This window comes from Paraburkholderia aromaticivorans, from assembly GCF_002278075.1.
Lineage (GTDB): Bacteria > Pseudomonadota > Gammaproteobacteria > Burkholderiales > Burkholderiaceae > Paraburkholderia > Paraburkholderia aromaticivorans.
Window position 1 is genome coordinate 1925697 of the sequence record NZ_CP022989.1, and the last position, 21806, is coordinate 1947502.

General features: G+C 64.1%; 22 protein-coding genes. 10 read left to right on the plus strand and 12 right to left on the minus strand.

The window, feature by feature from the left end; translation table 11 throughout:
* Positions 1-15: 15 nt before the first annotated feature.
* Entirely contained in the window at positions 16-918 is a 903-nt protein-coding gene (locus CJU94_RS08860) for an EamA family transporter (protein WP_095418368.1), read from the plus strand.
* A 147-nt stretch (positions 919-1065) separates the two neighbouring features.
* Here CJU94_RS08860 and CJU94_RS08865 read toward each other — a convergent pair whose 3' ends face one another.
* Both CJU94_RS08865 and tsaE read right to left on the minus strand, forming a co-directional pair.
* Positions 1066-2643: an N-acetylmuramoyl-L-alanine amidase gene (locus CJU94_RS08865; RefSeq protein ID WP_095418369.1), complete on the minus strand. Its 1578-nt coding sequence runs from the start codon at positions 2641-2643 to the stop codon at positions 1066-1068.
* Positions 2625-3203 (minus strand): tRNA (adenosine(37)-N6)-threonylcarbamoyltransferase complex ATPase subunit type 1 TsaE, encoded by a 579-nt coding sequence (tsaE, locus tag CJU94_RS08870; protein ID WP_095418370.1) that lies wholly within the window; start codon positions 3201-3203, stop codon positions 2625-2627. The genes CJU94_RS08865 and tsaE overlap by 19 nt, the downstream gene beginning before the upstream one ends.
* A 17-nt stretch (positions 3204-3220) precedes the next feature.
* On the opposite strand from tsaE, the gene queG reads away from it, so the two are divergent.
* From queG to xerD, 3 genes are all read left to right on the plus strand, one after another.
* Positions 3221-4459 carry a tRNA epoxyqueuosine(34) reductase QueG gene (gene queG, locus CJU94_RS08875; protein ID WP_095418371.1) on the plus strand — a complete coding sequence of 413 codons (1239 nt, stop codon included), beginning with the start codon at positions 3221-3223 and terminating at the stop codon, positions 4457-4459.
* A gap of 104 nt (positions 4460-4563) precedes the next feature.
* Positions 4564-5034, plus strand: coding sequence for a methylated-DNA--[protein]-cysteine S-methyltransferase (locus CJU94_RS08880; RefSeq protein ID WP_095418372.1), 471 nt, complete (start codon positions 4564-4566; stop codon positions 5032-5034).
* Positions 5031-5966 carry a site-specific tyrosine recombinase XerD gene (xerD, locus tag CJU94_RS08885; RefSeq protein ID WP_095418373.1) on the plus strand — a complete coding sequence of 312 codons (936 nt, stop codon included), beginning with the start codon at positions 5031-5033 and terminating at the stop codon, positions 5964-5966. Before CJU94_RS08880 ends, xerD begins: the two co-directional genes overlap by 4 nt.
* 36 nt (positions 5967-6002) lie before the next feature.
* Here the strand turns inward: xerD and CJU94_RS08890 are convergent, their stop codons facing one another.
* A complete protein-coding gene (locus tag CJU94_RS08890) occupies positions 6003-7565 on the minus strand; it encodes a class I adenylate-forming enzyme family protein (protein WP_095418374.1) in 1563 nt (520 codons plus the stop codon).
* A gap of 140 nt (positions 7566-7705) precedes the next feature.
* On the opposite strand from CJU94_RS08890, the gene ybaK reads away from it, so the two are divergent.
* Together ybaK and plsY are read left to right on the plus strand one after the other, a co-directional pair.
* Positions 7706-8197 (plus strand): Cys-tRNA(Pro) deacylase, encoded by a 492-nt coding sequence (ybaK, locus tag CJU94_RS08895; protein ID WP_095418375.1) that lies wholly within the window; start codon positions 7706-7708, stop codon positions 8195-8197.
* A gap of 125 nt (positions 8198-8322) precedes the next feature.
* Positions 8323-8967, plus strand: coding sequence for a glycerol-3-phosphate 1-O-acyltransferase PlsY (gene plsY, locus CJU94_RS08900; protein ID WP_095418376.1), 645 nt, complete (start codon positions 8323-8325; stop codon positions 8965-8967).
* Between the two features lie 41 nt (positions 8968-9008).
* Here plsY and CJU94_RS08905 read toward each other — a convergent pair whose 3' ends face one another.
* Positions 9009-9494, minus strand: a complete 486-nt coding sequence (locus CJU94_RS08905) for a YajQ family cyclic di-GMP-binding protein (protein ID WP_095418377.1) — start codon at positions 9492-9494, stop codon at positions 9009-9011.
* Positions 9495-9704: 210 nt separating this feature from the next.
* Between CJU94_RS08905 and murB the strand changes: the two genes are divergently transcribed.
* Positions 9705-10745 carry a UDP-N-acetylmuramate dehydrogenase gene (gene murB, locus CJU94_RS08910; protein WP_095420271.1) on the plus strand — a complete coding sequence of 347 codons (1041 nt, stop codon included), beginning with the start codon at positions 9705-9707 and terminating at the stop codon, positions 10743-10745.
* 166 nt (positions 10746-10911) lie between these two features.
* Here murB and CJU94_RS08915 read toward each other — a convergent pair whose 3' ends face one another.
* Positions 10912-12138, minus strand: a complete 1227-nt coding sequence (locus CJU94_RS08915) for an argininosuccinate synthase (RefSeq protein WP_095418378.1) — start codon at positions 12136-12138, stop codon at positions 10912-10914.
* Between the two features lie 250 nt (positions 12139-12388).
* Complete coding sequence (gene argF / locus CJU94_RS08920; protein ID WP_095418379.1) at positions 12389-13318, minus strand: ornithine carbamoyltransferase; 930 nt, start codon at positions 13316-13318, stop codon at positions 12389-12391.
* Positions 13319-13756: 438 nt separating this feature from the next.
* Here argF and CJU94_RS08925 point away from each other — a divergent pair, with 438 nt between their 5' ends.
* On the plus strand, positions 13757-14098 hold the full coding sequence (locus CJU94_RS08925; protein WP_095418380.1) for a DUF3579 domain-containing protein: 342 nt from the start codon (positions 13757-13759) through the stop codon (positions 14096-14098).
* Between the two features lie 189 nt (positions 14099-14287).
* Here the strand turns inward: CJU94_RS08925 and rpsT are convergent, their stop codons facing one another.
* Entirely contained in the window at positions 14288-14566 is a 279-nt protein-coding gene (rpsT, locus tag CJU94_RS08930; protein ID WP_006050052.1) for a 30S ribosomal protein S20, read from the minus strand.
* A gap of 524 nt (positions 14567-15090) precedes the next feature.
* On the opposite strand from rpsT, the gene murJ reads away from it, so the two are divergent.
* Positions 15091-16641: a murein biosynthesis integral membrane protein MurJ gene (murJ, locus tag CJU94_RS08935; RefSeq protein ID WP_095418381.1), complete on the plus strand. Its 1551-nt coding sequence runs from the start codon at positions 15091-15093 to the stop codon at positions 16639-16641.
* 5 nt (positions 16642-16646) lie between these two features.
* A complete protein-coding gene (locus CJU94_RS08940) occupies positions 16647-17489 on the plus strand; it encodes a SirB1 family protein (RefSeq protein WP_095420272.1) in 843 nt (280 codons plus the stop codon).
* Between the two features lie 109 nt (positions 17490-17598).
* On the opposite strand, the gene CJU94_RS08945 is transcribed toward CJU94_RS08940, so the two are convergent.
* From CJU94_RS08945 to lpxK, 5 genes are all read right to left on the minus strand, one after another.
* A complete protein-coding gene (locus tag CJU94_RS08945; RefSeq protein ID WP_095418382.1) occupies positions 17599-18357 on the minus strand; it encodes a 3-hydroxyacyl-CoA dehydrogenase in 759 nt (252 codons plus the stop codon).
* Positions 18358-18628: 271 nt separating this feature from the next.
* A complete protein-coding gene (adk, locus tag CJU94_RS08950) occupies positions 18629-19294 on the minus strand; it encodes an adenylate kinase (RefSeq protein ID WP_095418383.1) in 666 nt (221 codons plus the stop codon).
* 214 nt (positions 19295-19508) lie between these two features.
* Complete coding sequence (gene kdsB, locus CJU94_RS08955; protein WP_095418384.1) at positions 19509-20309, minus strand: 3-deoxy-manno-octulosonate cytidylyltransferase; 801 nt, start codon at positions 20307-20309, stop codon at positions 19509-19511.
* A gap of 168 nt (positions 20310-20477) precedes the next feature.
* Complete coding sequence (locus CJU94_RS08960) at positions 20478-20681, minus strand: Trm112 family protein (protein ID WP_007180583.1); 204 nt, start codon at positions 20679-20681, stop codon at positions 20478-20480.
* A complete protein-coding gene (gene lpxK / locus CJU94_RS08965; RefSeq protein WP_095418385.1) occupies positions 20662-21678 on the minus strand; it encodes a tetraacyldisaccharide 4'-kinase in 1017 nt (338 codons plus the stop codon). The genes CJU94_RS08960 and lpxK overlap by 20 nt, the downstream gene beginning before the upstream one ends.
* Positions 21679-21806 lie beyond the last annotated feature (128 nt).

Consider the following 21806-nt stretch of genomic DNA (forward strand, 5'->3'; position numbering starts at 1 on the left):
CAATTGGAGACCCGGATGTCCCCCAGGGATTTGCTGCTCGCGCTGGTCGTCGTCGTGGCGTGGGGCGTTAACTTCGTCGTGATCAAGGTCGGCCTGCATGGCGTGCCGCCCATGCTGCTCGGCGCGCTGCGCTTCACGCTCGCCGCGCTGCCGGCGGTGTTTTTCGTCAAACGGCCCAACCTGGCGTGGCGCTGGCTGTTCGCGTACGGCGCGACGATCTCGTTCGGGCAGTTCGCCTTTCTGTTCTCGGCCATGTATGTCGGCATGCCGGCCGGGCTCGCGTCGCTGGTGTTGCAGGCGCAGGCGTTTTTCACGCTGATCTTCGCGGCCTTCTTCCTGCATGAGCGGTTCCGCTTGCCGAACGTCGTGGGTTTGGCGATCGCGGCGGGCGGGCTGGCCGTGATCGGCCTGCAAGGCGGTCATGCCATGACGCTGGCCGGTTTTGTCCTCACGCTGTGCGCCGCGTGTTCGTGGGCGCTCGGCAACATCGTCACGAAGAAGGTCGGCAAGGTCGATCTCGTCGGACTGGTGGTGTGGGGCAGCTTGATCCCGCCGCTGCCGTTTTTCGCGCTGTCGTACGCGTTCGAGGGGCCGCAGCGGATCGTCGCGGCGCTCTCCGGCATCAGCGCGATGTCGGTCTTCGCCATCGTGTATCTCGCGTTCATCGCCACGCTGGTCGGCTACGGATTGTGGAGCCGCCTGCTGTCGCTCTATCCGGCGAGCCAGGTTGCGCCGTTTTCGCTGCTGGTGCCGATCGTCGGGCTCGCGTCGGCGTCGCTGTTTCTCGACGAGCGACTGTCCGCGGCGCAGATCGCCGGCGCGTTGCTGGTGATGGCGGGGTTGGCCGTCAACGTGTTCGGCGGCTGGGTCGCGCAGCGGTTGTCGCCGGCGCGTCAGGCAACTGGGGCGTCAGACTGAGGATGAAACCGAGGATGAAACCGAGGACGAAACCGAGGACGAAACCGAGGACGAAACCGAGGACGAAACCGAGGGCAAAAAAACCCACGACAAAAATACGGCCGCATCGAGCGGCCGTATTTCATTGCATCGTTGCAAGCGAAAGCATCACGTCATGCGGTTCTTCGAGAGCGGAGGATTCGCCGCGAAATAGCGCTTGATACCGGACATGATCGCATCGGCCATCTTGTCGCGATACGCGTCGTCGTTCAGGCGGCGCTCTTCGTCCGGGTTGCTGATGAAAGCCGTTTCCACGAGGATCGACGGAATGTCCGGCGCCTTCAGCACCGCGAACCCCGCCTGTTCGACCGAACCCTTGTGCAGCTTGTTGATGCCGCCGATTTCCTTCAGCACGAAGTTGCCGTAACGCATCGAGTCGCGAATCTGCGCGGTGGTGGACATATCGAACAGCGCGCGGTTGACCGTGGCGTCGGCGGACTTGATGTTGATCCCGCCGATCTGATCCGACGAGTTCTCCTTGTTCGCCATCCAGCGCGCCGCGGCGCTCGAGGCGCCATGCTCGGACAGCGCGAACACCGACGAACCCTTTGCGTCGGGCGTGGTGAACGCGTCGGCGTGGATCGATACGAACAGGTCCGCGCCGACGCGCCGCGCCTTCTGCACGCGCACGTTCAGCGGCACGAAGAAGTCGGCGTCGCGCGTCATCATGGCGCGCATGTTCGGTTGCGCGTCGATCTTCGCGCGCAGTTTCTTCGCGATGTCGAGCGCGACGTGTTTCTCGTACGTGCCTGAGCCGCCGATCGCGCCCGGGTCTTCGCCGCCGTGGCCCGGATCGATCGCTACGGTCAGCAGACGCACCGTGTTGCTCTTGCCGGATTTGGGATTGGTGAATGCGTAGGTATCGTCGTTGCCGACGTCGTCCGCGCCCAGCGTGCTGGCGCTGTTGCCGCTGTTGCCCTTATTGCGCGCGATGGCCGCCGGCGCCGCCGGCGTGGCGGGTTTGCCGAGGATGGGCGCAGCGGGTGCGGGCGCGACGTGCACCGGCGGACGCGGCACGCCCGGCGCGGACCCGCCGCCGCCGTTCTGCGCGTAACGCTCGAAGAATGCCTCGCTGTTATCGGCGGTGGGCGGTGTGGTGCCCGGGCCGCTCAACGTGGCCGGCGGTGCCGCGCTGTTCTCGTCGTTCAGCGTTTGCTGCTTGCGTTCGGTCTGTGCGAGCAGCTCCATTAACGGATCAGGCGCGACCGCGGGGTACAGGTCGAACACCAGCCGGTACTTGTACGCGCCGACCGGCGGCAGCGTGAACACCTGCGGCTTCACCGAGCCTTTCAGGTCGAACACCATGCGCACCACATGCGGTTGATATTGCCCGACGCGCACCGATTGAATCTGCGGATCGTTCGGCGTGATCTTCGAAACGAGGTCTTTCAACGCCTGATCCAGATCGAGGCCGCTCAGGTCGACCACCAGCCGGTCCGGTCCCTGCAGCAACTGCTGGGCGTTCTGCAGAGGCTGATCGGATTCGATCGTCACGCGCGTGTAGTCGCGCGCCGGCCAGACCCGCACGCCGAGCACCGAGCTCGCCCACGCGAGACGCGGCGCGACGAGGCCGAGCACGAGCGTGGATGCACCCGCGCGCAGAATCTGCCGGCGCCGCCAGTTATGCGTTGCGGTAGCCGCCGATTCGATCGAGCGGAACGGTTTGATCAACATCTTTCGAGACATGCCTTTCCTGGTTCGCTGTATGCCCGTGCGACGAGGACACGGCCGTCGCCCGGGTTCTCGTTGTCGAGGTCGAGCGAGAAGACGAGATCCGGCACGCCCAGGAGACACCCCGCGCGTTGCGGCCATTCGACGAGGCAGACGGCGCCGCTGTCGAAGTACTCGCGAAAGCCCGCGTCGGCCCATTCGGCCGGATCAGTGAATCTATACAGATCGAAGTGATAGAGCGCGAGTTCCCCGGCGGGCCGTTCGAGCACGTAGGGTTCGACGAGTGTGTAAGTGGGACTGCGCACGCGGCCGGTGTGGCCGAGGCCGCGCAAGGTGGCGCGCACGAGCGTGGTTTTGCCGGCACCGAGGTCGCCGACGAGCTGCACTTGCAGTCCGTGGAATGCCGTGTGGTCCTGAACGCCCGGCGCATGCCGCGAGGCCTCGCGTACGCTTTCGATCGCCTTCGCGAAGCGCTCGCCGAAGGCGAGCGTGGCAGCCTCGTCCGCGAGCGCGAAGGTGCGTTCGAGCAGGATATTGGCGGGCGGTTGGATCGCGAGATCGGGATTGACAGGCATTCTCGTAAAATGGCGTGATGAACCGAAGTCCGGAGTCCCCTGTTTCCTGCACGCCTGCGTCTGACGACGATGCGCGAGCCGAGCGTCATTTCGATGAAACGGCGCTGAATGCGCTCGCGCTGAACATCAAAGCATGGGGCCGTGAACTGGGTTTCGGAGCGATCGGCATTAGCGACACCGATCTTTCCGCCGCCGAAGCGCCGCTTGCAGCCTGGCTGGAAGCGGGTTGCCACGGCGAGATGGATTATATGGCGAAACACGGCATGAAACGCGCGCGGCCCGCCGAGCTTGTGGCCGGCACGCGACGTGTGATCACCGCGCGCATCGCGTATCTGCCCGCTTTGACGCTGAATGGAAAGGCGCCCGAAAGCGCGTTGCAGGACGGCGCACCGACGCAGGACTGGCGCGCCGCCGAGCATGCGCGGCTCGCGGATCCGTCGGCGGCGGTGGTGTCGGTCTATGCGCGCGGCCGCGATTATCACAAGGTCATGCGCAACCGTCTGCAGCAGCTGGCCGAAAAAATCGAGGCGGCGATCGGCGCGTTCGGCTACCGCGTATTTACCGATTCGGCGCCCGTGCTGGAGGTGGAACTTGCCCAGAAGGCTGGTATCGGCTGGCGCGGCAAGCACACGCTGCTGTTGCAACGCGACGCCGGGTCGCTGTTTTTCCTCGGCGAAATCTATGTCGACGTGCCGTTGCCGACCGATGCCGACACCTTGCCCGAGGTCGCGCCCGAAACGCCGGGCTCGCATTGCGGCAGTTGCACACGCTGCATCGGCGCCTGTCCGACCGGCGCGATCGTCGCGCCGTACAAGGTCGATGCGCGCCTGTGCATCTCCTATCTCACGATCGAGTTGAAGGGCAGCATTCCGCTGGACATGCGGCCGCTCATCGGCAACCGTGTGTACGGCTGCGACGATTGTCAGCTCGTGTGTCCATGGAACAAGTTCGCGCAGGCCGCGCCGGTCGCCGATTTCGACGTGCGGCATGGGCTCGATCGCGCCTCGCTCGTCGAGCTTTTCTCGTGGAGCGCGGACGAATTCGATACGCGCATGCAAGGCAGTGCGATTCGCCGGATCGGTTACGAGAGCTGGCTGCGCAATCTCGCGGTGGGCATGGGCAACGCGCTGCGTGCGTCGCCTGACAGCTTGAGCGGGACGGCGCGCGAGGCGATCGTGCACGCGCTGAGAGCGCGCGCCGGCGACGCATCGCCCGTCGTGCGCGAGCATGTGGAATGGGCGTTGGAAGCGGCGTAAAGTAGCGGCAAACCATCCGGCCCGGGCGCGCCTCGCGCACTGCACGACATGCAGATGCACGAGCTTGCAAACCGGAGCGCCGCGCGAGTGAGGAGCAGGCAATCATGTTCAACGCAGTGATCGATGCGCCGTTCGGCAAGGTCGGCATTCGTCTCGAAGGCGAGGCCGTGCGCGAGATCGTCTATCTGCCGGATTCCATGCAAAACGTCGCACCCGACACGCCGTTGGCGAGGCTGGCGGCCGAGCAGATCGAGCGATATTTCGATCGTGCGTCGGCGAAATTCGAGTTGCCGCTTGCGTCGGTCGGCACCGCGTTTCAGAAGCGTGTCTGGCAAGCCATCAGCGACATTCCGCCGGGCGTCGTGCTGACCTACGGGCAATTGGCAAGGCAGCTCGGCAGCGCGCCGCGCGCGGTCGGTCAGGCGTGCGGCGCGAATTACTTTCCGATCGTGATTCCCTGTCACCGGGTCGTGAGTTCGAGCGGCATCGGCGGCTTTGCGAATCACGCCGAGGATGGTTTCTTCCGCAACATCAAGCGCTGGCTGCTGGCGCACGAAGGCATTCCCTACGCATGAGCGATACCTTGATCGACGACGCGCCGGCTGCGTCACCCCTCTTTGTTGCCAGCTCGGCGTCGATCGATGCGTTCTGCGACGCGCTGTGGCTCGAACACGGCCTGTCGCGCAACACGCTCGACGCGTATCGCCGCGATCTGCGTCTCTTTTGCGAATGGCTCGCGCGGAGCCGCAACGCCTCGCTCGACACCGCGAGCGAAGCCGATCTGAATGCGTATAGCGCCGCGCGGCAAAAGGACAAATCGACTTCGGCGAACCGGCGGCTGTCGGTGTTTCGCCGCTACTACGGCTGGGCGGTGCGCGAGCATCGCGCGAAGGTCGATCCGACGGTGCGCATCCGCTCGGCGAAACAGCCGCCACGTTTTCCGTCGACGCTCACCGAGGCGCAAGTCGAAGCGCTGCTCGGCGCGCCCGACATCGATACGCCGTTGGGCCTGCGCGATCGCACGATGCTGGAGCTGATGTACGCGAGCGGTTTGCGCGTGACCGAACTCGTCACGCTGAAAACCGTGGAAGTGGGCCTGAACGAAGGCGTGGTGCGCGTCATGGGCAAGGGCTCGAAGGAGCGCCTGATTCCGTTCGGCGAAGAGGCGCACAGCTGGATCGAACGCTATCTGCGCGAGGCGCGGCCCGCCTTGCTCGGCGCGCGCGCGACGGACGCGCTGTTCGTGACGAGCCGCGCGGAGGGCATGACGCGCCAGCAGTTCTGGAACATCATCAAACGCCACGCGGCGGCGGCCGGCGTGAATGCGCCGCTGTCGCCGCATACGTTGCGGCACGCGTTCGCGACGCATCTGCTCAATCACGGCGCCGACTTGCGTGTCGTGCAATTGCTGCTTGGCCACACGGATATTTCTACCACGCAGATTTACACGCACGTGGCCCGCGAACGGTTGAAGTCGCTGCATGCGCAGCATCATCCGCGAGGCTGATGCGCGCTCGCGCTCGCGCTCGCGGTTGCGCTTCGCTCAAAGAAACTCGCGCAACCGATGCTTGAGAATCTTGCCCGTCGACGCGGCCGGCAACGCGGCCAGCACTTTGACTTCGGCCGGCCGCTTGTACGGCGCGAGCCGCTCGCCGCACCAGTCGATCAATTCGGCGGGCGTCACCTTCGCAGCGGCCATCAACTCGACAAACGCGACGACTTCCTCGTTACCCTCCACCGCGCGCCCGATCACCGCCGACTGCACGACCTGCGGATGCGCATTCAGCACATGCTCGACCTCGGCCGGATACACATTGAAGCCCGAGCGGATGATCAGCTCCTTGCTGCGCCCGACGATATGCAGCGCGCCGTCCGCATCCTGGCGCGCGAGATCGCCGGTTTTGAGCCAGCCGTCTTCGGTCACGGCCGCACGTGTCTGCTCGGGACTGCGATAGTAGCCGAGCATCACGTTCGGACCGCGCACCCATAGTTCACCGATTTCGCCTTGTGCGGCATCGATACCGTCGAGCCCGACGAAACGCACCTCGACGCCTGGAATGATCTCGCCGACCGAGCAGTCGCTGCGCGGCGCGTCGAGCATGGTATGCGACACGGTCGGGCTGCTTTCGGTCATGCCGTAACCGTTGTGCAGCGGCAAACCGTAGACGCTTTCGGCCTGCGCTTTCAAGGCGGCGTCGAGCGGCGAGCCGCCTGAATACGCGAAGCGCAATCGCGGCGCGGACCACGGGTGGCCGTGCGTTTTCAGATGCTCCAGTAGTTTGGCGTGCATGGCCGGCACGCCCTGGAAGATCGACACGCGTTCTTCGGCGAGAGCGCGGCGCACGGCTTGCGGCGCGAAGCGCGGCACGAGCCGCAAGGTGGCACCCGCATGCAGGCTGCCGAGGCACACCGACGCGAAGCCATACACGTGCGAGATCGGCAGCACGGCGTAGACGACGTCGTCCGGGCCGACTTTGCGCAAGCGGCTCGAGATCGCGGCGATGAACAGCAGATTGCGATGCGAGAGCATCACGCCCTTCGGTGCGCCGGTGGTGCCGGTGGTGTAAATCAGCGCGGCGCATTGGCGGTGGTTGGCGGCCTCGACCGGTTCGGCGATCGCCGCGCGGTCCACCGTGTACGACCAGGCGCCTATGTCCGGCGTGATTGCCGGCGCGGCGGTGGCTTGATGCCGCTGAGCGTGCCGTGCGGCGTCGGTCGAGCTTTCCGTGGCATACGCGACCACGCGCGGCTGCGCGTGCGCCCGGATCGAGTCGAGTTCGGCCGCCGACAGGCGCGCATTCGACACCAACGCCCACGCGTCGAGCCTCGCGGCCGCGAACAGCAGTACGATCTGCGCGATGCTGTTTTCCGCGACGATCATCACGCGATCGCCGCCCCGCACGCCCCATTCGCGCAGCAGCGCGGTGGCCGCGTCGACGGCCGCCAGCAGTTGCGCGCGGCTCAGGCTGCGCGCATCCTCGATCAATGCGATATGGTGCGGATCGCGCGCGGCGGCTAGCGCCGGAATGTCGGAAATCCGCGCGGGCAGCGCGGCCAGCAGCGCGGGAATGTCGATCGAGTAACGAGGGGATGAATCGAGGCTCAACGCTGTCTCCTGAATGTGACCCGGTGTCCGGCAGGCAGTGCGCCGGAATATTTTCGAACGATCGTGCCATAATCGCCCGGCCCGCACAATTGACCATTCGGCAAATAGCCGTTGCGTAAAGTCGCCATTACAATGCGCCGATGAGCAAATCCCGACACGTTTCCGAAACGCCGGCCACGCAGTTTCTGCGCCGCCACGGCGTCACTTTCGGCGAGCATCCTTATGATTATGTCGAGCATGGCGGCACCGGAGAATCGGCGCGCCAGCTCGGCGTGGACGAACATCACGTCGTCAAGACGCTGGTTATGGAAGACGAGCACGCCAAGCCGTTGATCGTGCTGATGCACGGCGACCGTACCGTCAGCACCAAGAACCTCGCGCGGCAGATCGGCGCGAAGCGCGTCGAGCCGTGCAAGCCTGAAGTGGCGAACCGGCATTCGGGCTATCTGATCGGCGGCACGTCGCCGTTCGGCACGAAGAAGCCGATGCCGGTGTACGTCGAGTCGAGCATTCTCGACATGGACAAGATCTGGCTGAACGGCGGGCGGCGCGGTTTTCTGGTCAGCATCGAGCCGAAGGTGCTGACGGAGTTGCTGGCGGCGAAGCCGGTTCAGTGCGCGAGCGTCGATTGACGTTTGCCTGAATGTTTTCCGGGAGCGCCGGTTCGGTAGAATGTGCGCCGCTTTGTTCCGAGTTGCGCGCCCTGTTGCGGTTGGGGTATCGAGTTTCAGACCGCCGATCCTTATAAGAGTCCCAGATGCAAAACCTGATCGTTGCCGTCGTTGCCTACCTGATCGGTTCGGTGTCGTTCGCCGTGATCGTGAGCGCCGCGATGGGCCTCGACGACCCACGCTCCTATGGCTCGGGCAACCCGGGCGCCACCAACGTGCTGCGCAGCGGCAGCAAGAAGGCGGCGATTCTCACACTGATCGGCGACGCGTTCAAAGGCTGGCTGCCGGTGTGGTTCGTCGTGCATTTCGGCGCGCGCTATGGGCTCGACGAGACGTCGGTGGCGATCGCGTCGGTTGCCGTGTTTCTCGGCCATCTGTATCCGGTTTTCTTCCGCTTCAAGGGCGGCAAGGGCGTGGCGACCGCGGCGGGCGTGCTGCTCGCCATCAATCCGATCCTCGGCGTGGCTACGTTGCTGACCTGGCTGATCGTGGCGTTCTTCACGCGTTATTCGTCGCTCGCGGCATTGGCCGCGGCGGTGTTCGCGCCGATCTTCGACGGCTTCCTGTTCGGGCCGCACATCATCGCGCTGGCCATCGTCGTGATGAGCTCGCTGCTGGTGTGGCGTCATCGCGGCAACATTGCCAAGCTGATGCGCGGGCAGGAAAGCCGGATTGGCGACAAGAAAAAGGCGGATGCAGCCGCAAAGCCGACGGCGGGGAGCGACGTCTGACGGGTTGATGTATGGGCGCGCGGCGTTCGCGCGCCGAAGCCTCAGTCGCGGAAGTTATTGAAATCGAGCGGCGTGTCCGTCACGTCCTTGCGCAGCATGGCGATCACGCTTTGCAGATCGTCGCGCTTGCCGCCGGTGATACGCACCGCGTCGCCCTGAATGCTCGCCTGGACCTTGATCTTGCTGTCCTTCACGAGGCGCACGATTTTCTTCGACAGATCGCCCGACACGCCTTTCTTGATCTTGATGACCTGCTTGACCTTGTCGCCGCCGATCTTCTCGATCTTGCCATAGTCGAGGAAGCGCACGTCCACGTTGCGCTTGGCCATTTTCGACAGCAGCACGTCTTTCACCTGGCCGAGTTTGAAATCGTCGTCCGCGTAGGCCGTGATTTCGTTTTCCTTGTGTTCGACGCGCGCGTCCGACCCTTTGAAGTCGAAGCGCGTTGAAATTTCCTTGTTGGCCTGCTCGATCGCGTTCTTGACTTCGATCATGTTCGCTTCGCAGACGACGTCAAACGATGGCATTGCTTTCTCCCAATAGTGCTGCGGTGCGCGACGCAACCGGCCGGCTGCTCACGAGGCACTCGCTATAATCACGGACCGGACGTCATTTTACCGACGCCGCTCCCTTTTGCCCAAGGCCGCCGCGCATTGCCGCGCTGCGGGCGCCGCAAGACGGTTTCCTCGGCGGCTTTATTCGTTGTTTCATTCGACAGTTTCACCGTTCTCATTCCGATGTCCCAAACCGAATCCGCCGCGTTCATTGCCGGCTATCCGCTGAAGGCGCACAACACCTTCGGCTTCGATGTGCGCGCGCAGGTTGCGTGCCGCATCGAGCGTGAAGAGCAATTGATGGCCGCAGTGCGCGATCCGCGCGCAGCCGGCCTGCCGCGCCTCGTGCTGGGCGGCGGCAGCAACGTCGTCCTGACCGGCGACTTTGGCGGACTGGTATTGCTGATCGCGCTGCGGGGCCGCCGCGTCGTGCGCGAGGACGATGATGCATGGTACGTCGAAGCGGCCGGCGGTGAACCGTGGCATGAGTTCGTTGCCTGGACTTTGTCGCAAGGAATGCCTGGCCTCGAGAACCTCGCGCTGATCCCCGGCACGGTGGGCGCGGCGCCGATTCAGAACATCGGCGCGTACGGATTGGAGATGGGCGAGCGCTTCGCGTCGCTACGCGCGGCGGAGCTGGCCACGGGCGCTGTGGTCGAAATGGACGCGCTGGCCTGCCGCTTTGGCTATCGCGACAGTTTTTTCAAGCGGGAAGGGCGCGACCGTTTCGTGATTACGTCGGTTACCTTCCGTTTGCCGAAGCTTTGGCAGCCACGTGCCGGGTACGCGGATCTCGCTCGCGAATTGGCCGCGAACGGCCATGCCGATACGCCGCCGACCGCGCAAGCTATTTTCGATGCGGTGGTGGCCGTGCGGCGCGCCAAGCTGCCCGATCCGCTGGAACTCGGCAATGCCGGCAGCTTCTTCAAGAATCCGGTGGTCGAGGCGGCGCAGTTCGAGGCGCTGAAGATCAGGGAACCGGATGTCGTGTCCTATGTGCAGCCGGACGGGCGGGTGAAGCTTGCGGCCGGCTGGCTGATCGATCGATGCGGGTGGAAAGGCCGCGCGATGGGCGCGGCAGCCGTGCATGAACGGCAGGCGCTGGTGCTGGTGAATCGCGGCGGTGCGAGCGGCGCGGAGGTTTTGGCGCTTGCCAAAGCGATTCAGCGAGATGTGCTCGAGAGATTTGGGGTGGAGCTGGAGGCGGAGCCGGTCTGTTTGTGAGGTTTTGAGCCGGCTAGGGTGTTGCGGCTTTGCTGTTCGAAAAAAAAGCGCCGGGAGTTGGCTCCCGGCGCTTTTTCTTGTGCTTCTGCGATTGGCTTCGGCTGCGCCTCGCGGCGGCTAACCTCGCTCGCGCGAAGTCGGCCCGCTGCCAAACCGCTCTTTTTCATCAATCGCGCTGACGGCGAGCGTTTTCCGCAATCCGCATACGCAGCGCGTTCAGCTTGATGAATCCACCGGCGTCGGCCTGATTGTAGGCGCCGCCGTCGTCGTCGAACGTTGCGATGGTCTTGTCGAACAGCGTTTCCTTCGAGTCGCGCGCGACGACCGTCACGCTGCCCTTGTACAGCTTCACGCGAACCCAGCCGTTGACCTTCTCTTGCGTGTGGTCGATCAGCACCTGAAGCGCGCGGCGCTCCGGGCTCCACCAGTAGCCGTTATAAATCAGCGCCGCATAGCGGGGCATCAGGTCGTCTTTCAGGTGAGCCACTTCACGGTCGAGCGTGATCGACTCGATGCCGCGGTGCGCCTTCAGCATGATCGTGCCGCCCGGCGTTTCATAGCAGCCGCGCGATTTCATGCCGACGTAACGGTTTTCCACCAGATCCAGACGGCCGATGCCGTGCTTGCCGCCCAGCCGGTTCAGTTCCGTGAGCATTTCCGCAGGCGACAGACGCTTGCCGTTGATAGCAACCGGATCGCCATGCTCGTACTCGATATCGAGGTATTCGGCCTGGTCCGGCGCTTCTTCCGGCGACACCGTCCAACGCCACATGTCGGCTTCCGCTTCCGCTTTCGGATCTTCCAGGTGACGGCCTTCGAACGAAATGTGCAGCAGGTTCGCGTCCATCGAATACGGCGCGCCGCCTTGCTTGTGCTTCATTTCGATCGGAATGCCGGCCTTTTCGGCGTACGCGAGCAGCTTCTCACGCGAGAGCAGGTCCCATTCACGCCACGGCGCGATCACCTTGATACCCGGTTCCAGCGCGTAGTAACCGAGTTCGAAGCGAACCTGGTCGTTACCCTTGCCGGTCGCGCCGTGCGAAACCGCTTGTGCGCCGGTGGCGCGCGCGATTTCGATCTGACGCTTGGCGATCAGCGGACGCGCGATCGACGTGCCCAGCAGATACTCGCCTTCATAGATCGTGTTGGCGCGGAACATCGGGAACACGAAGTCGCGCACGAATTCTTCGCGCAGGTCTTCGATAAAGATGTTTTCGGGTTTGATGCCGAGTTGCAGGGCTTTCTTGCGCGCCGGTTCCAGCTCTTCGCCCTGGCCGATGTCGGCCGTGAACGTGACGACTTCGGCGTCGTAATTGTCCTGCAACCACTTCAGGATGACGGAGGTGTCGAGGCCGCCCGAATAGGCGAGCACGACTTTCTTGATATCGCTCATGGTGAACTCGTAGCTGGAGAAAGCGGGAAAACAAGGCGCGCCGGCAGTCCCGGAGCGCGGAAAACCACTATTTTGACACTAAACCGCCCGTTGCCCGCGTTTTTGGGGCAGTGCGGCGACGAAGCCGGGTCCGCTTGCCGCAGTGGACGCCGGCTCGATGCGTGGCGCTAGACGTGGGTGCCTTGCCTCGTATTCAAGGCCCCGTCGCGCTTCACGCAGATGCTGCTCAAGGTGCGGAGCAGCGGCTCGCTCAGTGATTCAGCTTGCCGAGCAGCAGGTATTCCATCAGTGCCTTTTGCACGTGCAGACGATTTTCCGCCTCGTCCCACACGACGCTTTGCGGACCGTCGATCACTTCCGCGCTGACTTCCTCGCCGCGGTGGGCCGGCAGGCAGTGCATGAAGAGCGCATCCGGGTTGGCGCGCGCCATCATGTCGGCGTCGACGCACCAGTCGGCGAAGGCTTTCTTGCGCGCCTCGTTTTCGGCCTCGAAGCCCATGCTGGTCCAAACGTCGGTGGTCACGAGGTCGGCGCCGGCGCACGCTTCGTTCGGATCGTCGAATTCTTCGTAGAACGGCGCGCTTTCTGCGGCGACCATGGCGCGGTCGAGCTTGTAGCCCGGCGGGGTGGACAGGCGCAGCTTGAAGCCGAGAATCTGCGCGGCTTCGATCCACGTGTACAGCATGTTGTTGGCGTCGCCGACCCATGCGACCGTCTTGCCGCGAATCGGGCCGCGATGCTCGAAGTACGTGAAGATGTCCGCCAGCACCTGGCACGGGTGATATTCGTTGGTCAGCCCGTTGATCACCGGCACGCGCGAATTCTCGGAAAAGCGCTGGAGAATGTCCTGGCCGAACGTGCGGATCATGATGATGTCGACCATGCGCGAGATCACTTGCGCAGCGTCTTCGATCGGTTCGCCGCGGCCGAGCTGCGTGTCGCGTGTGCTCATGAAAACGGCGTGGCCGCCCAACTGGAAGATGCCGGCTTCGAACGACAGGCGCGTGCGTGTCGAATTTTTTTCGAAGATCATCGCCAGCGTGCGATCGTGCAGCGGATGGTAAGTCTCGTAGTTCTTGAATTTGCGCTTTAGAATGCGCGCGCGCTCCAGCACGTACTCGTAGTCTTCCAGCGAGAAATCCTTGAACTGCAGGTAGTGGCGAATTTTCTTGGCGGTCATGAAACAAATACGGCGGTCTCACCCGGCAGGATTGCCGGACGGCGCCGCCGTCGTTTGTGGTAACTCAATGCAGCATAAAGGATTTCGCCCGATTTGACGAGTCGGCCAAAAGGCGGGTCAAGCTGTCTGAAAGCCTTGTGGATACCTCAGACATGTCTTGTGTGCGCTGCGGAAAAAGGTCCGCTGCGCTATAATCTACGGGTTATCCCAAAGCCCAGCAGGCCGGTATTTCGCTTGCGGGACACGGCTCGCGCGGCTCGAAAAAGCCTCCTCGCGGTGTGCCGTCATGACAAACGCAAAGGCGGCTCAGCCGGCCCTTCGCGGTTCTGGTGGTGCGGTTCGCCATCGCGGCATGTCCCGGCGAGTTGAGGCAATTCAAAGCCGTTTCGCCGTCAGCTTTGTCGTCATCCCGCTGGGCAGTCACACAGGTATTCCTACATGGCCGAAGCAGCTCCAACCGAATATTTCATTCAGGGCATTACGTCGACCGGAAAAAGGTTTCGACCGAGCGACTGGTCGGAGCGCCTCGCAGGCGTCATGGCGTGCTTCGGTCCCGGTGCAAGGAAGGGGCCGAACGCCTACATGCAGTACTCGCTTTACGTTCGACCGACCATGCTCGGCGACCTCAAATGCGTGATTCTCGACTCGCGCTTGCGTGACATCGAGCCAATGGCTTTCGACTTCGTTCTCAACTTCGCGAAAGACAACGACCTCGTCGTGACCGAGGCTTGCGAGTTGCCGCCGGAGCATGGCACGCAGCAGCCCAAGAACACGCGCTAAGCGCCAGCCGGCTGAAGCGGCAAAAAACAAAAACCCGCCGGCAGCGGGTTTTTTTATGGCTGAAGCCTAGTTATCGGCGGGTGAGGCGAACTATTGGCGCCGACCGATTCCAGGCAAAAAAGCCCGCCGAGGCGGGCCTTTCTTTGCAGCGGAAACAGGAGGTAGCCCACCGAAGCGGGCTGACCGGAATTACTGCGCTGCGGGCGCTTGCAGACCCTTGATGGCTGCAGCGAGACGGCTCTTATGGCGAGCAGCCTTGTTCTTGTGAACGATTTTCTTGTCGGCGATGATGTCGATGGTCTTCGACGATGCCTGGAAGATTTCTGCGGCCTTGGCCTTGTCGCCGGCGTCGATCGCCTTGCGGACAGCCTTGATAGCCGTGCGGAACTTCGAGCGCAGTGCCGAGTTGTGCGAGTTTGCCTTGGCGGCCTGGCGGGCGCGCTTGCGTGCTTGTGCGGAGTTAGCCATGACGGTTCCTTATCCTGTTCCTGTTTCCAGTACCTGACCTTCAAGTGGTGAGGTGCTGCTTTTAGATCGAACTCTTGGAAGCGATTGCCCAAGAGCGCAAAAGTGTCGAAAAAATCGCTCGGACTACGCGAAGGCAGGCCTGTGTTTTCGGGCTATTCGAGCGTGTTCGCAGGTGGCGTGGCGCCGACCTCGACCCCGTACGGAAGCGGCCCGAAAGTTAAGCGAGCTTCGAAACCGGCGATTATAGCAACAAAATCAGGCACGTGGCAACGGGAAAGCGCTACGATGCTGTGCCGCCCGGTTGCGTCAAGTCTGGCGCCCAGCGCGCGGCCGGTCTCTGGCCACCGGTCGAAGTCCGCGCGGAAAGGGCGGATGCGCGGACGTACCCGGCCGACGACATGGTGCGGCGCGCCACAAAAAACGCGCGCATCCGCCCCCCGGAGCGAACGTCTGCGCGGCAAATCGGTCCGAATCGCGTTCCGGCTCGTCGTCCGCACTTGCGGCACCCGTATAATAAGCGCCCCATGAATCTATTCCGAGCCCTGCTGACGGTCAGCGGCTTCACGTTGCTGTCGCGCGTGACCGGACTGGCCCGCGAAACGCTGATCGCACGCGCGTTCGGTGCCAGTCAATACACTGACGCGTTCTACGTCGCCTTCCGCATTCCGAACCTGCTGCGCCGCATCTCCGCCGAAGGCGCGTTCTCGCAGGCCTTCGTGCCGATTCTCGCCGAGTTCAAGAACCAGCAAGGCCACGACGCCACCAAGGCGCTAGTCGACGCCACGTCGACGGTGCTCGCCTGGGCGCTCGCCGTTCTCTCGCTGATCGGCGTGGTCGGCGCGTCGGGCGTGGTGTTCATCGTCGCTTCGGGCCTTGCGCACGAAGGGCAGGCGTACGCGCTCGCGGTCACCATGACGCGCATCATGTTCCCGTACATCATTTTCATTTCGCTGACGTCGCTGGCGTCGGGCGTGCTGAATACGTACAAGAACTTCTCGCTGCCCGCATTCGCGCCGGTTCTGCTGAACGTCGCGTTCATCGTCGCCGCCGTGCTCGTCGCGCCGCGCCTGCAAACGCCGGTCTATGCGCTCGCGTGGGCGGTGATCGCGGGCGGCGTGCTGCAGTTCGTCGTGCAGTTGCCGGGTCTGAAGAAGATCGACATGATTCCGCGCATCGGCCTGAATCCGGTGAAGGCGCTCGCGCATCGCGGCGTGAAGCGCGTGCTGTCCAAGATGGTGCCCGCGATGTTCGCCGTCTCGGTCGCGCAGATCAGCCTGATCATCAACACGAATATCGCGTCGCGCATCGGCCCGGGGGCGGTGTCCTGGATCAACTACGCCGACCGGCTGATGGAGTTCCCGACCGCGCTGCTGGGTGTCGCGCTCGGCACGATCCTGCTGCCGAGCCTCTCGAAGGCGCACGTCGACGCCGATCCGCACGAGTATTCGTCGCTGCTCGACTGGGGCTTGCGCGTCACCTTTCTGCTCGCGGCGCCGAGCGCCGTGGCGCTGTTTTTCTTCGCGCAGCCGCTGACCGCCACGTTGTTTCACTACGGCAAGTTCGACGGCAACTCGGTCGTGATGGTCTCGCGCGCGCTGTCCGCTTACGGCGTCGGCCTGATCGGCCTGATTCTCATCAAGATCCTCGCGCCGGGGTTCTATGCGAAGCAGGACATCAAGACGCCGGTGAAAATCGGTGTCGGCGTGCTGATTCTCACGCAGTTGAGCAACTACCTGTTCGTGCCGATTTTCGCGCACGCGGGTTTGACGCTGAGCGTCGGGCTCGGCGCTTGCGGCAATGCATTGCTGCTGTTTCTCGGGCTGCGCAAGCGCGGCATCTATACGCCGTCGAGCGGCTGGCTCAAATTCTTCGTGCAGTTGCTCGGCGCCTGTCTGGTGCTGGCCGGCGCCATGCACTGGCTGGCAATCAGCTTTGACTGGATCGGCCTGCACAGCCGGCCGGTCGATCGCATGGTGTTGCTCGCAGCGTGCCTCGTTCTGTTCGCCGCGCTATATTTCGGTATGCTTTGGCTGATGGGCTTCAAGTACGCTTATTTCAAAAGGCGAGCGAAGTGATCACGATGACGCGCGTTCTCGACTATTTCAGCACGCTGGTCGCCGAAGACGAGAGTCTTCCGCTGACCGAGGCGGCGCTTTCGCTCGCGCAGGACGCCTACCCCGATCTCGATCTGCAAAGCACGCTCGCCGAGATCGACGAACTGGTGGTGCGCCTGCAGCGGCGCATGCCGGACGACGCCGACATCAAGCAGAAAGTCGGTATCCTGAACCGGTTCTTCTTCCGTGAGCTGGGTTTCGCCAGCAATCTGAACGATTACTACGATCCCGACAACAGCCATCTGAATGCGGTGCTCAAGCGGCGCCGCGGCATTCCGATTTCGCTGGCCGTGCTGTATCTGGAGATGGCCGAACAGATCGGCGTTCCGGCGCGCGGCGTGTCGTTTCCCGGCCACTTCCTGTTGCGCGTGACAACGCCCGACGGCGACGTGATGCTCGATCCGACCAGCGGGCACTCACTGTCCGAATCGGAGATGGTGGAAATGCTGGAGCCTTATGTGGCGTCGGCGGGCGAATCGGTGAGCCGGGCGTTGCGCATGCTGCTGCAACCGGCCACGCGTCGCGAGATCATCGCCCGCATGCTGCGCAATCTGAAGTCCACCTATCTTCAGACGGAACGCTGGCAGCGCTTGCTGGCGGTGCAGCAGCGCCTCGTGATCCTGCTGCCGGAGAGTATCGAGGAAGTGCGTGATCGCGGCTTCGCTTATGCGCGGCTCGACTACCTGCGCCCGGCGCTCGAAGACCTGGAGCGCTATCTCGGCGACCGGCCGGATGCCGAAGACGCGACCGTGGTGGAGTCGCAGCTGCACGAACTGCGTCAGCGTACGCAACACAACGACCGCGAGTAGACACGCGGCAACGCCCGTTGGTACGGTTCAAAGCAAAACGCCTGCACATGGATATGTGCAGGCGTTTTTCATTGACGTGCCGCTATCGAGCGGCACGCTGCATGGACGGTCACTTCGGCTGCATGCGGATCGCGCCGTCCAGGCGAATCACTTCGCCATTGAGCATCGGATTGTCGAAGATCTGCTTGGCCAGCATCGCGTACTCCACCGGTTTGCCGAGACGCGGCGGGAACGGCACCATCGCGCCGAGCGCGTCCTGCACTTCCTGCGGCATGCCGAGCAGCATGGGCGTTTCGAAAATGCCCGGCGCAATTGTCATCACGCGGATTGCGTTGCGCGACAGATCGCGCGCGATGGGCAGCGTCATGCCGACCACGCCGCTTTTGGACGCCGCGTAAGCCGCCTGGCCGATCTGGCCGTCGAAGGCGGCCACCGACGCCGTATTGATGATCACGCCACGCTCGCCATTCGCATTGGGCTCGTTCTTCGACATGGCCGCGGCGGCGAGCCGGATCATGTTGAAGGTGCCGATCAGGTTGATCGAGATGGTGCGCGCGAACGAGTCGAGCGGATGAGGGCCGTCCTTGCCCACCGTCTTGATGGCAGGCGCCACGCCCGCGCAATTGACGAGGCCGCGCAACGTGCCGAACCCGGTGGCGGCTTCGACGGCTTGCGTGGCGTCGTCTTCGCGGCTGACGTCGCATTTGACGAAGACGCCGCCGAGTTCGCTGGCGAGCGCCTCGCCGGCGTCGACATTCAGGTCGGCGAGCACCACCTTGCCGCCGTTGTCGGCGAGAAGGCGCGCCGTGGCCGCGCCCAGGCCCGATGCACCGCCGGTGATCAGGAATACATTGTCTCGAATCTCCATGTCTTCTCCTTGCTACGGTTCAGTAATGTCTGGATCGAATATTTTTTCGATGATCGATTGTAACGACTATGGTGCAACGCGGAAAGCGCGGTGGCCTGCCGCTTGACGCGCGTGTCGCGGCACGCGGCGCGCAAGCAAACCGATATGGATGGCTAACCAATTCCGGGCGTGACGCAGAGAGAGGGCGCAGCGCATCCACGCCGCGCGATGCAATAAAAAAACCCGCCGGCAAGGGCGGGTTTTGCTCAGGCAAACGCGGATTAAAGCGAACTTACTTCAACGCCTCGAACGCGCGCTCACGAATTTCCTCGACGCTGCCAAGGCCCGAAATGCGGCGGTACTGGGGCGCCTTCAACGGGGTCGACGAATCGCCGTTCTTCGCCCAGCTGTTGTAGTACTCGATCAGCGGCTTGGTCTGCGCTTCATACACTTCCAGACGCTTCTTGACCGTTTCTTCCTTGTCGTCGTCGCGCTGGATCAGCGGTTCGCCGGTCACGTCGTCCACGCCTTCCACTTTCGGCGGGTTGAACTTGACGTGGTACGTGCGGCCCGACGCGGCGTGCGAGCGGCGGCCACTCATACGCACGATGATCTCCTCGAACGGCACGTCGATCTCCAGCACGTAGTCGATCGCGACGCCGGCCTGCTTCATGGCTTCGGCTTGCGGAATGGTGCGCGGAAAACCGTCGAACAGATAGCCGTTCGCGCAGTCCGGCTGCTGCAGGCGCTCCTTCACCAGGTTGATGATCAACTCGTCCGTCACCAGTTCGCCGGCGTCCATGAAGCGCTTGGCTTCGAGGCCGAGCGGCGTGCCTGCCTTGACGGCCGCGCGCAGCATGTCACCGGTGGAAATTTGCGGAATGCCGAACTTTTCCTTGATGAAGGTGGCCTGAGTGCCCTTACCCGCGCCGGGCGCACCCAAAAGGATCAAACGCATGTGATATCTCCAGATCTATGTGAATTCTTTGGTGGCGCTGCAGCCATCCCACGATGCGTCGAAGGGCTCCGCGTCGGCTTGCCGTTACGGGTCTCGCGCTGCACGTCGAACACACGGCGCTGCGAGACCGCAAAGGCGCGACCGGGCAAACCCTGAACCTCGTTCGTCTCGGGAGGCGCGCACAACCGTCCGATTATGCCATGGGTTTTTCCGCTCAAGACCCGAATAAAGCCTGCACGCGCGCGAGATCGGCAGGCGTGTCGACGCCGGGCAGCGGCGCCTCGTGTGTCACGAGCACCGCGATGCGCTCGCCGTGCCACATTGCGCGCAGTTGTTCGAGCGCTTCGACCTGTTCGATCGGCGAGATCGCGAGGCTCGGGTAAGTGCGCAGGAATTGCGCGCGATAAGCGTACAGGCCGATATGCCGATGAACCACCGCGGGCGCGGGCGGTGTGGGCATCGCCGCGACATTGGGCCAGTGCGGCTGATAGGCGTCGCGTGCCCACGGGATCGGCGCGCGCGAGAAGTACAGCGCGACGCCGCGCGCATCGAGCACGACCTTGACGACGTTCGGGTTGAAAATCTCGGCGGGATCGGTGATCGGGTGCGCGGCCGTGGCGATCGCGCAGCCGCTGCTCGCCGCGAGGTGCGACGCAACGCCGCACACGAGCGCCGGATCGATCAGCGGCTCGTCGCCCTGCACGTTGACCACGATCGTGTCGTCGCTCCAGCCGAATTGCGCCGCGACTTCCGCGAGGCGGTCCGTGCCGGACGGATGGTCCGCGCGCGTCAACACGGCTTCGAAGCCGTGATCGCGGGCGGCGTCGAGCACCGCTTGGGCGTCTGAGGCGACCAGCACCTGCTGCGCGCCCGATTCGCGCGCGCGTTCGGCGACCCGCACCACCATCGGCTTGCCGCCGATGTCGGCGAGCGGCTTGTTGGGCAGGCGCGTCGACGCGAGGCGAGCCGGTACGACGGCGATAAACGGAGGAGTGGCGGTGTTGGCGTGGGTCATCGGCGAGACAGGCGCAAAGACGGACGGAACGGCGGGCGGCGGTGAAACCGGAGGAAGGCGGCCGCGCCAACGCTAACGGCAACGGCGCGGACCGGAAAGACGGCAAAGGCGGATCGAAACGCGCGGAGCCCGCATGGCGGCGCCCCCGTGCATGCGAGCCGGCCGGAGCTAGGCCACGGAGCCCGGATTCAGATCGACCGGTGTGCCTTCCACGGTTTGCCGCGCTTCGTCGACGAGCATGACGGGGATGCCGTCGCGGATCGGATAGGCGAGCTTGTCCGCGTTGCAGATCAGCTCCTGCGCGGCGCGGTCGTAGCTGAGCGGGCCCTTGCAGATCGGGCAGACGAGAATTTCAAGCAGGCGAGCGTCCACGGACTTTCTCCACAACTAATGCAATGAGGCGATGATCGAGCGCGGCTTCGACCGGGACTACCCAGATGCGCGCGTCGTGCCAGGACCCTAATTTTACCGCATCCTTTTCTGTTACCAGGATGGCATCGGCATCCACGTCGGCAAAAGGATTGCGCTCGAACGCGTAGTGGTCCGGCAGCGCACGGGTGGCCGGCGTCAGGCCTGCGGCGCGCAGCGTGGCGAAAAAGCGCTCCGGCGCGCCAATGCCGGCCGCGGCCAGCACGCGATCGCCGCTGAATTGCGCGAGCGGACGGCGCAACGCGGGATTGTCCAGATGCCACGCGTCGCCCGGCGAGAGCTTCAGCGCGAAGGTGTTTGGCCAGGCGGGCAGCGTGCGCGCGTAAGGGTCGTTGATGAGCGTCGCGTCGCGGCGGCGCGACAGCGGCTCGCGCAGCGGCCCGGCCGGCAGCAGAAAGCCATTGCCGCCGAGCCGATGATCGAACACCAGCAGTTCGGCATCGCGTTGGAGCCGGTAATGCTGCAAGCCGTCGTCGCTGACGATCACGTCGACTTCGCGGTGCGCGGCGCACAGCGCCTGCGCGGCGGCCACGCGATCCGGACAGACCCAAACCGGGGCGCCGGTGCGGCGGGCGATCAGCAGCGGCTCGTCGCCACCCACGCTCGCCGCCGAACCGGGCGTGACACGCGTCGGCGTCTTCACGCGCGCGCCGTAGCCGCGCGACACCACGCCGGGTTTGAAGCCCGCGGCGCGTAACGCTTCGACCAGCGCGATCACGGTCGGCGTCTTGCCGGTGCCCCCGACGGTCACATTGCCGACCACCACCACGGGTACGCCGACGCGCACCGATTTCAACCAGCCGAACGAAAAGGCGGCGCGGCGCGCGGCGGCGATCGCGCCGAACACGCAGGCGAACGGCGTCAGCGCCCACGCGAGGGGGCCGCGCTGCTGCCATTCGCGCGCAAGGCGCGCTTCGAGACGGTTGCTGATTTCGCTCATGGGCAGGTCGCACGGAGGAGCGGCGCGGCGCTCACCCGAAGGAGCCTGGGCGACGACATGAAGGAGCTGGGCGCACTACGCGGGGCAAGCATCAACGCGGTTCTCCGGGCGATCGAAAATGAGGCGGA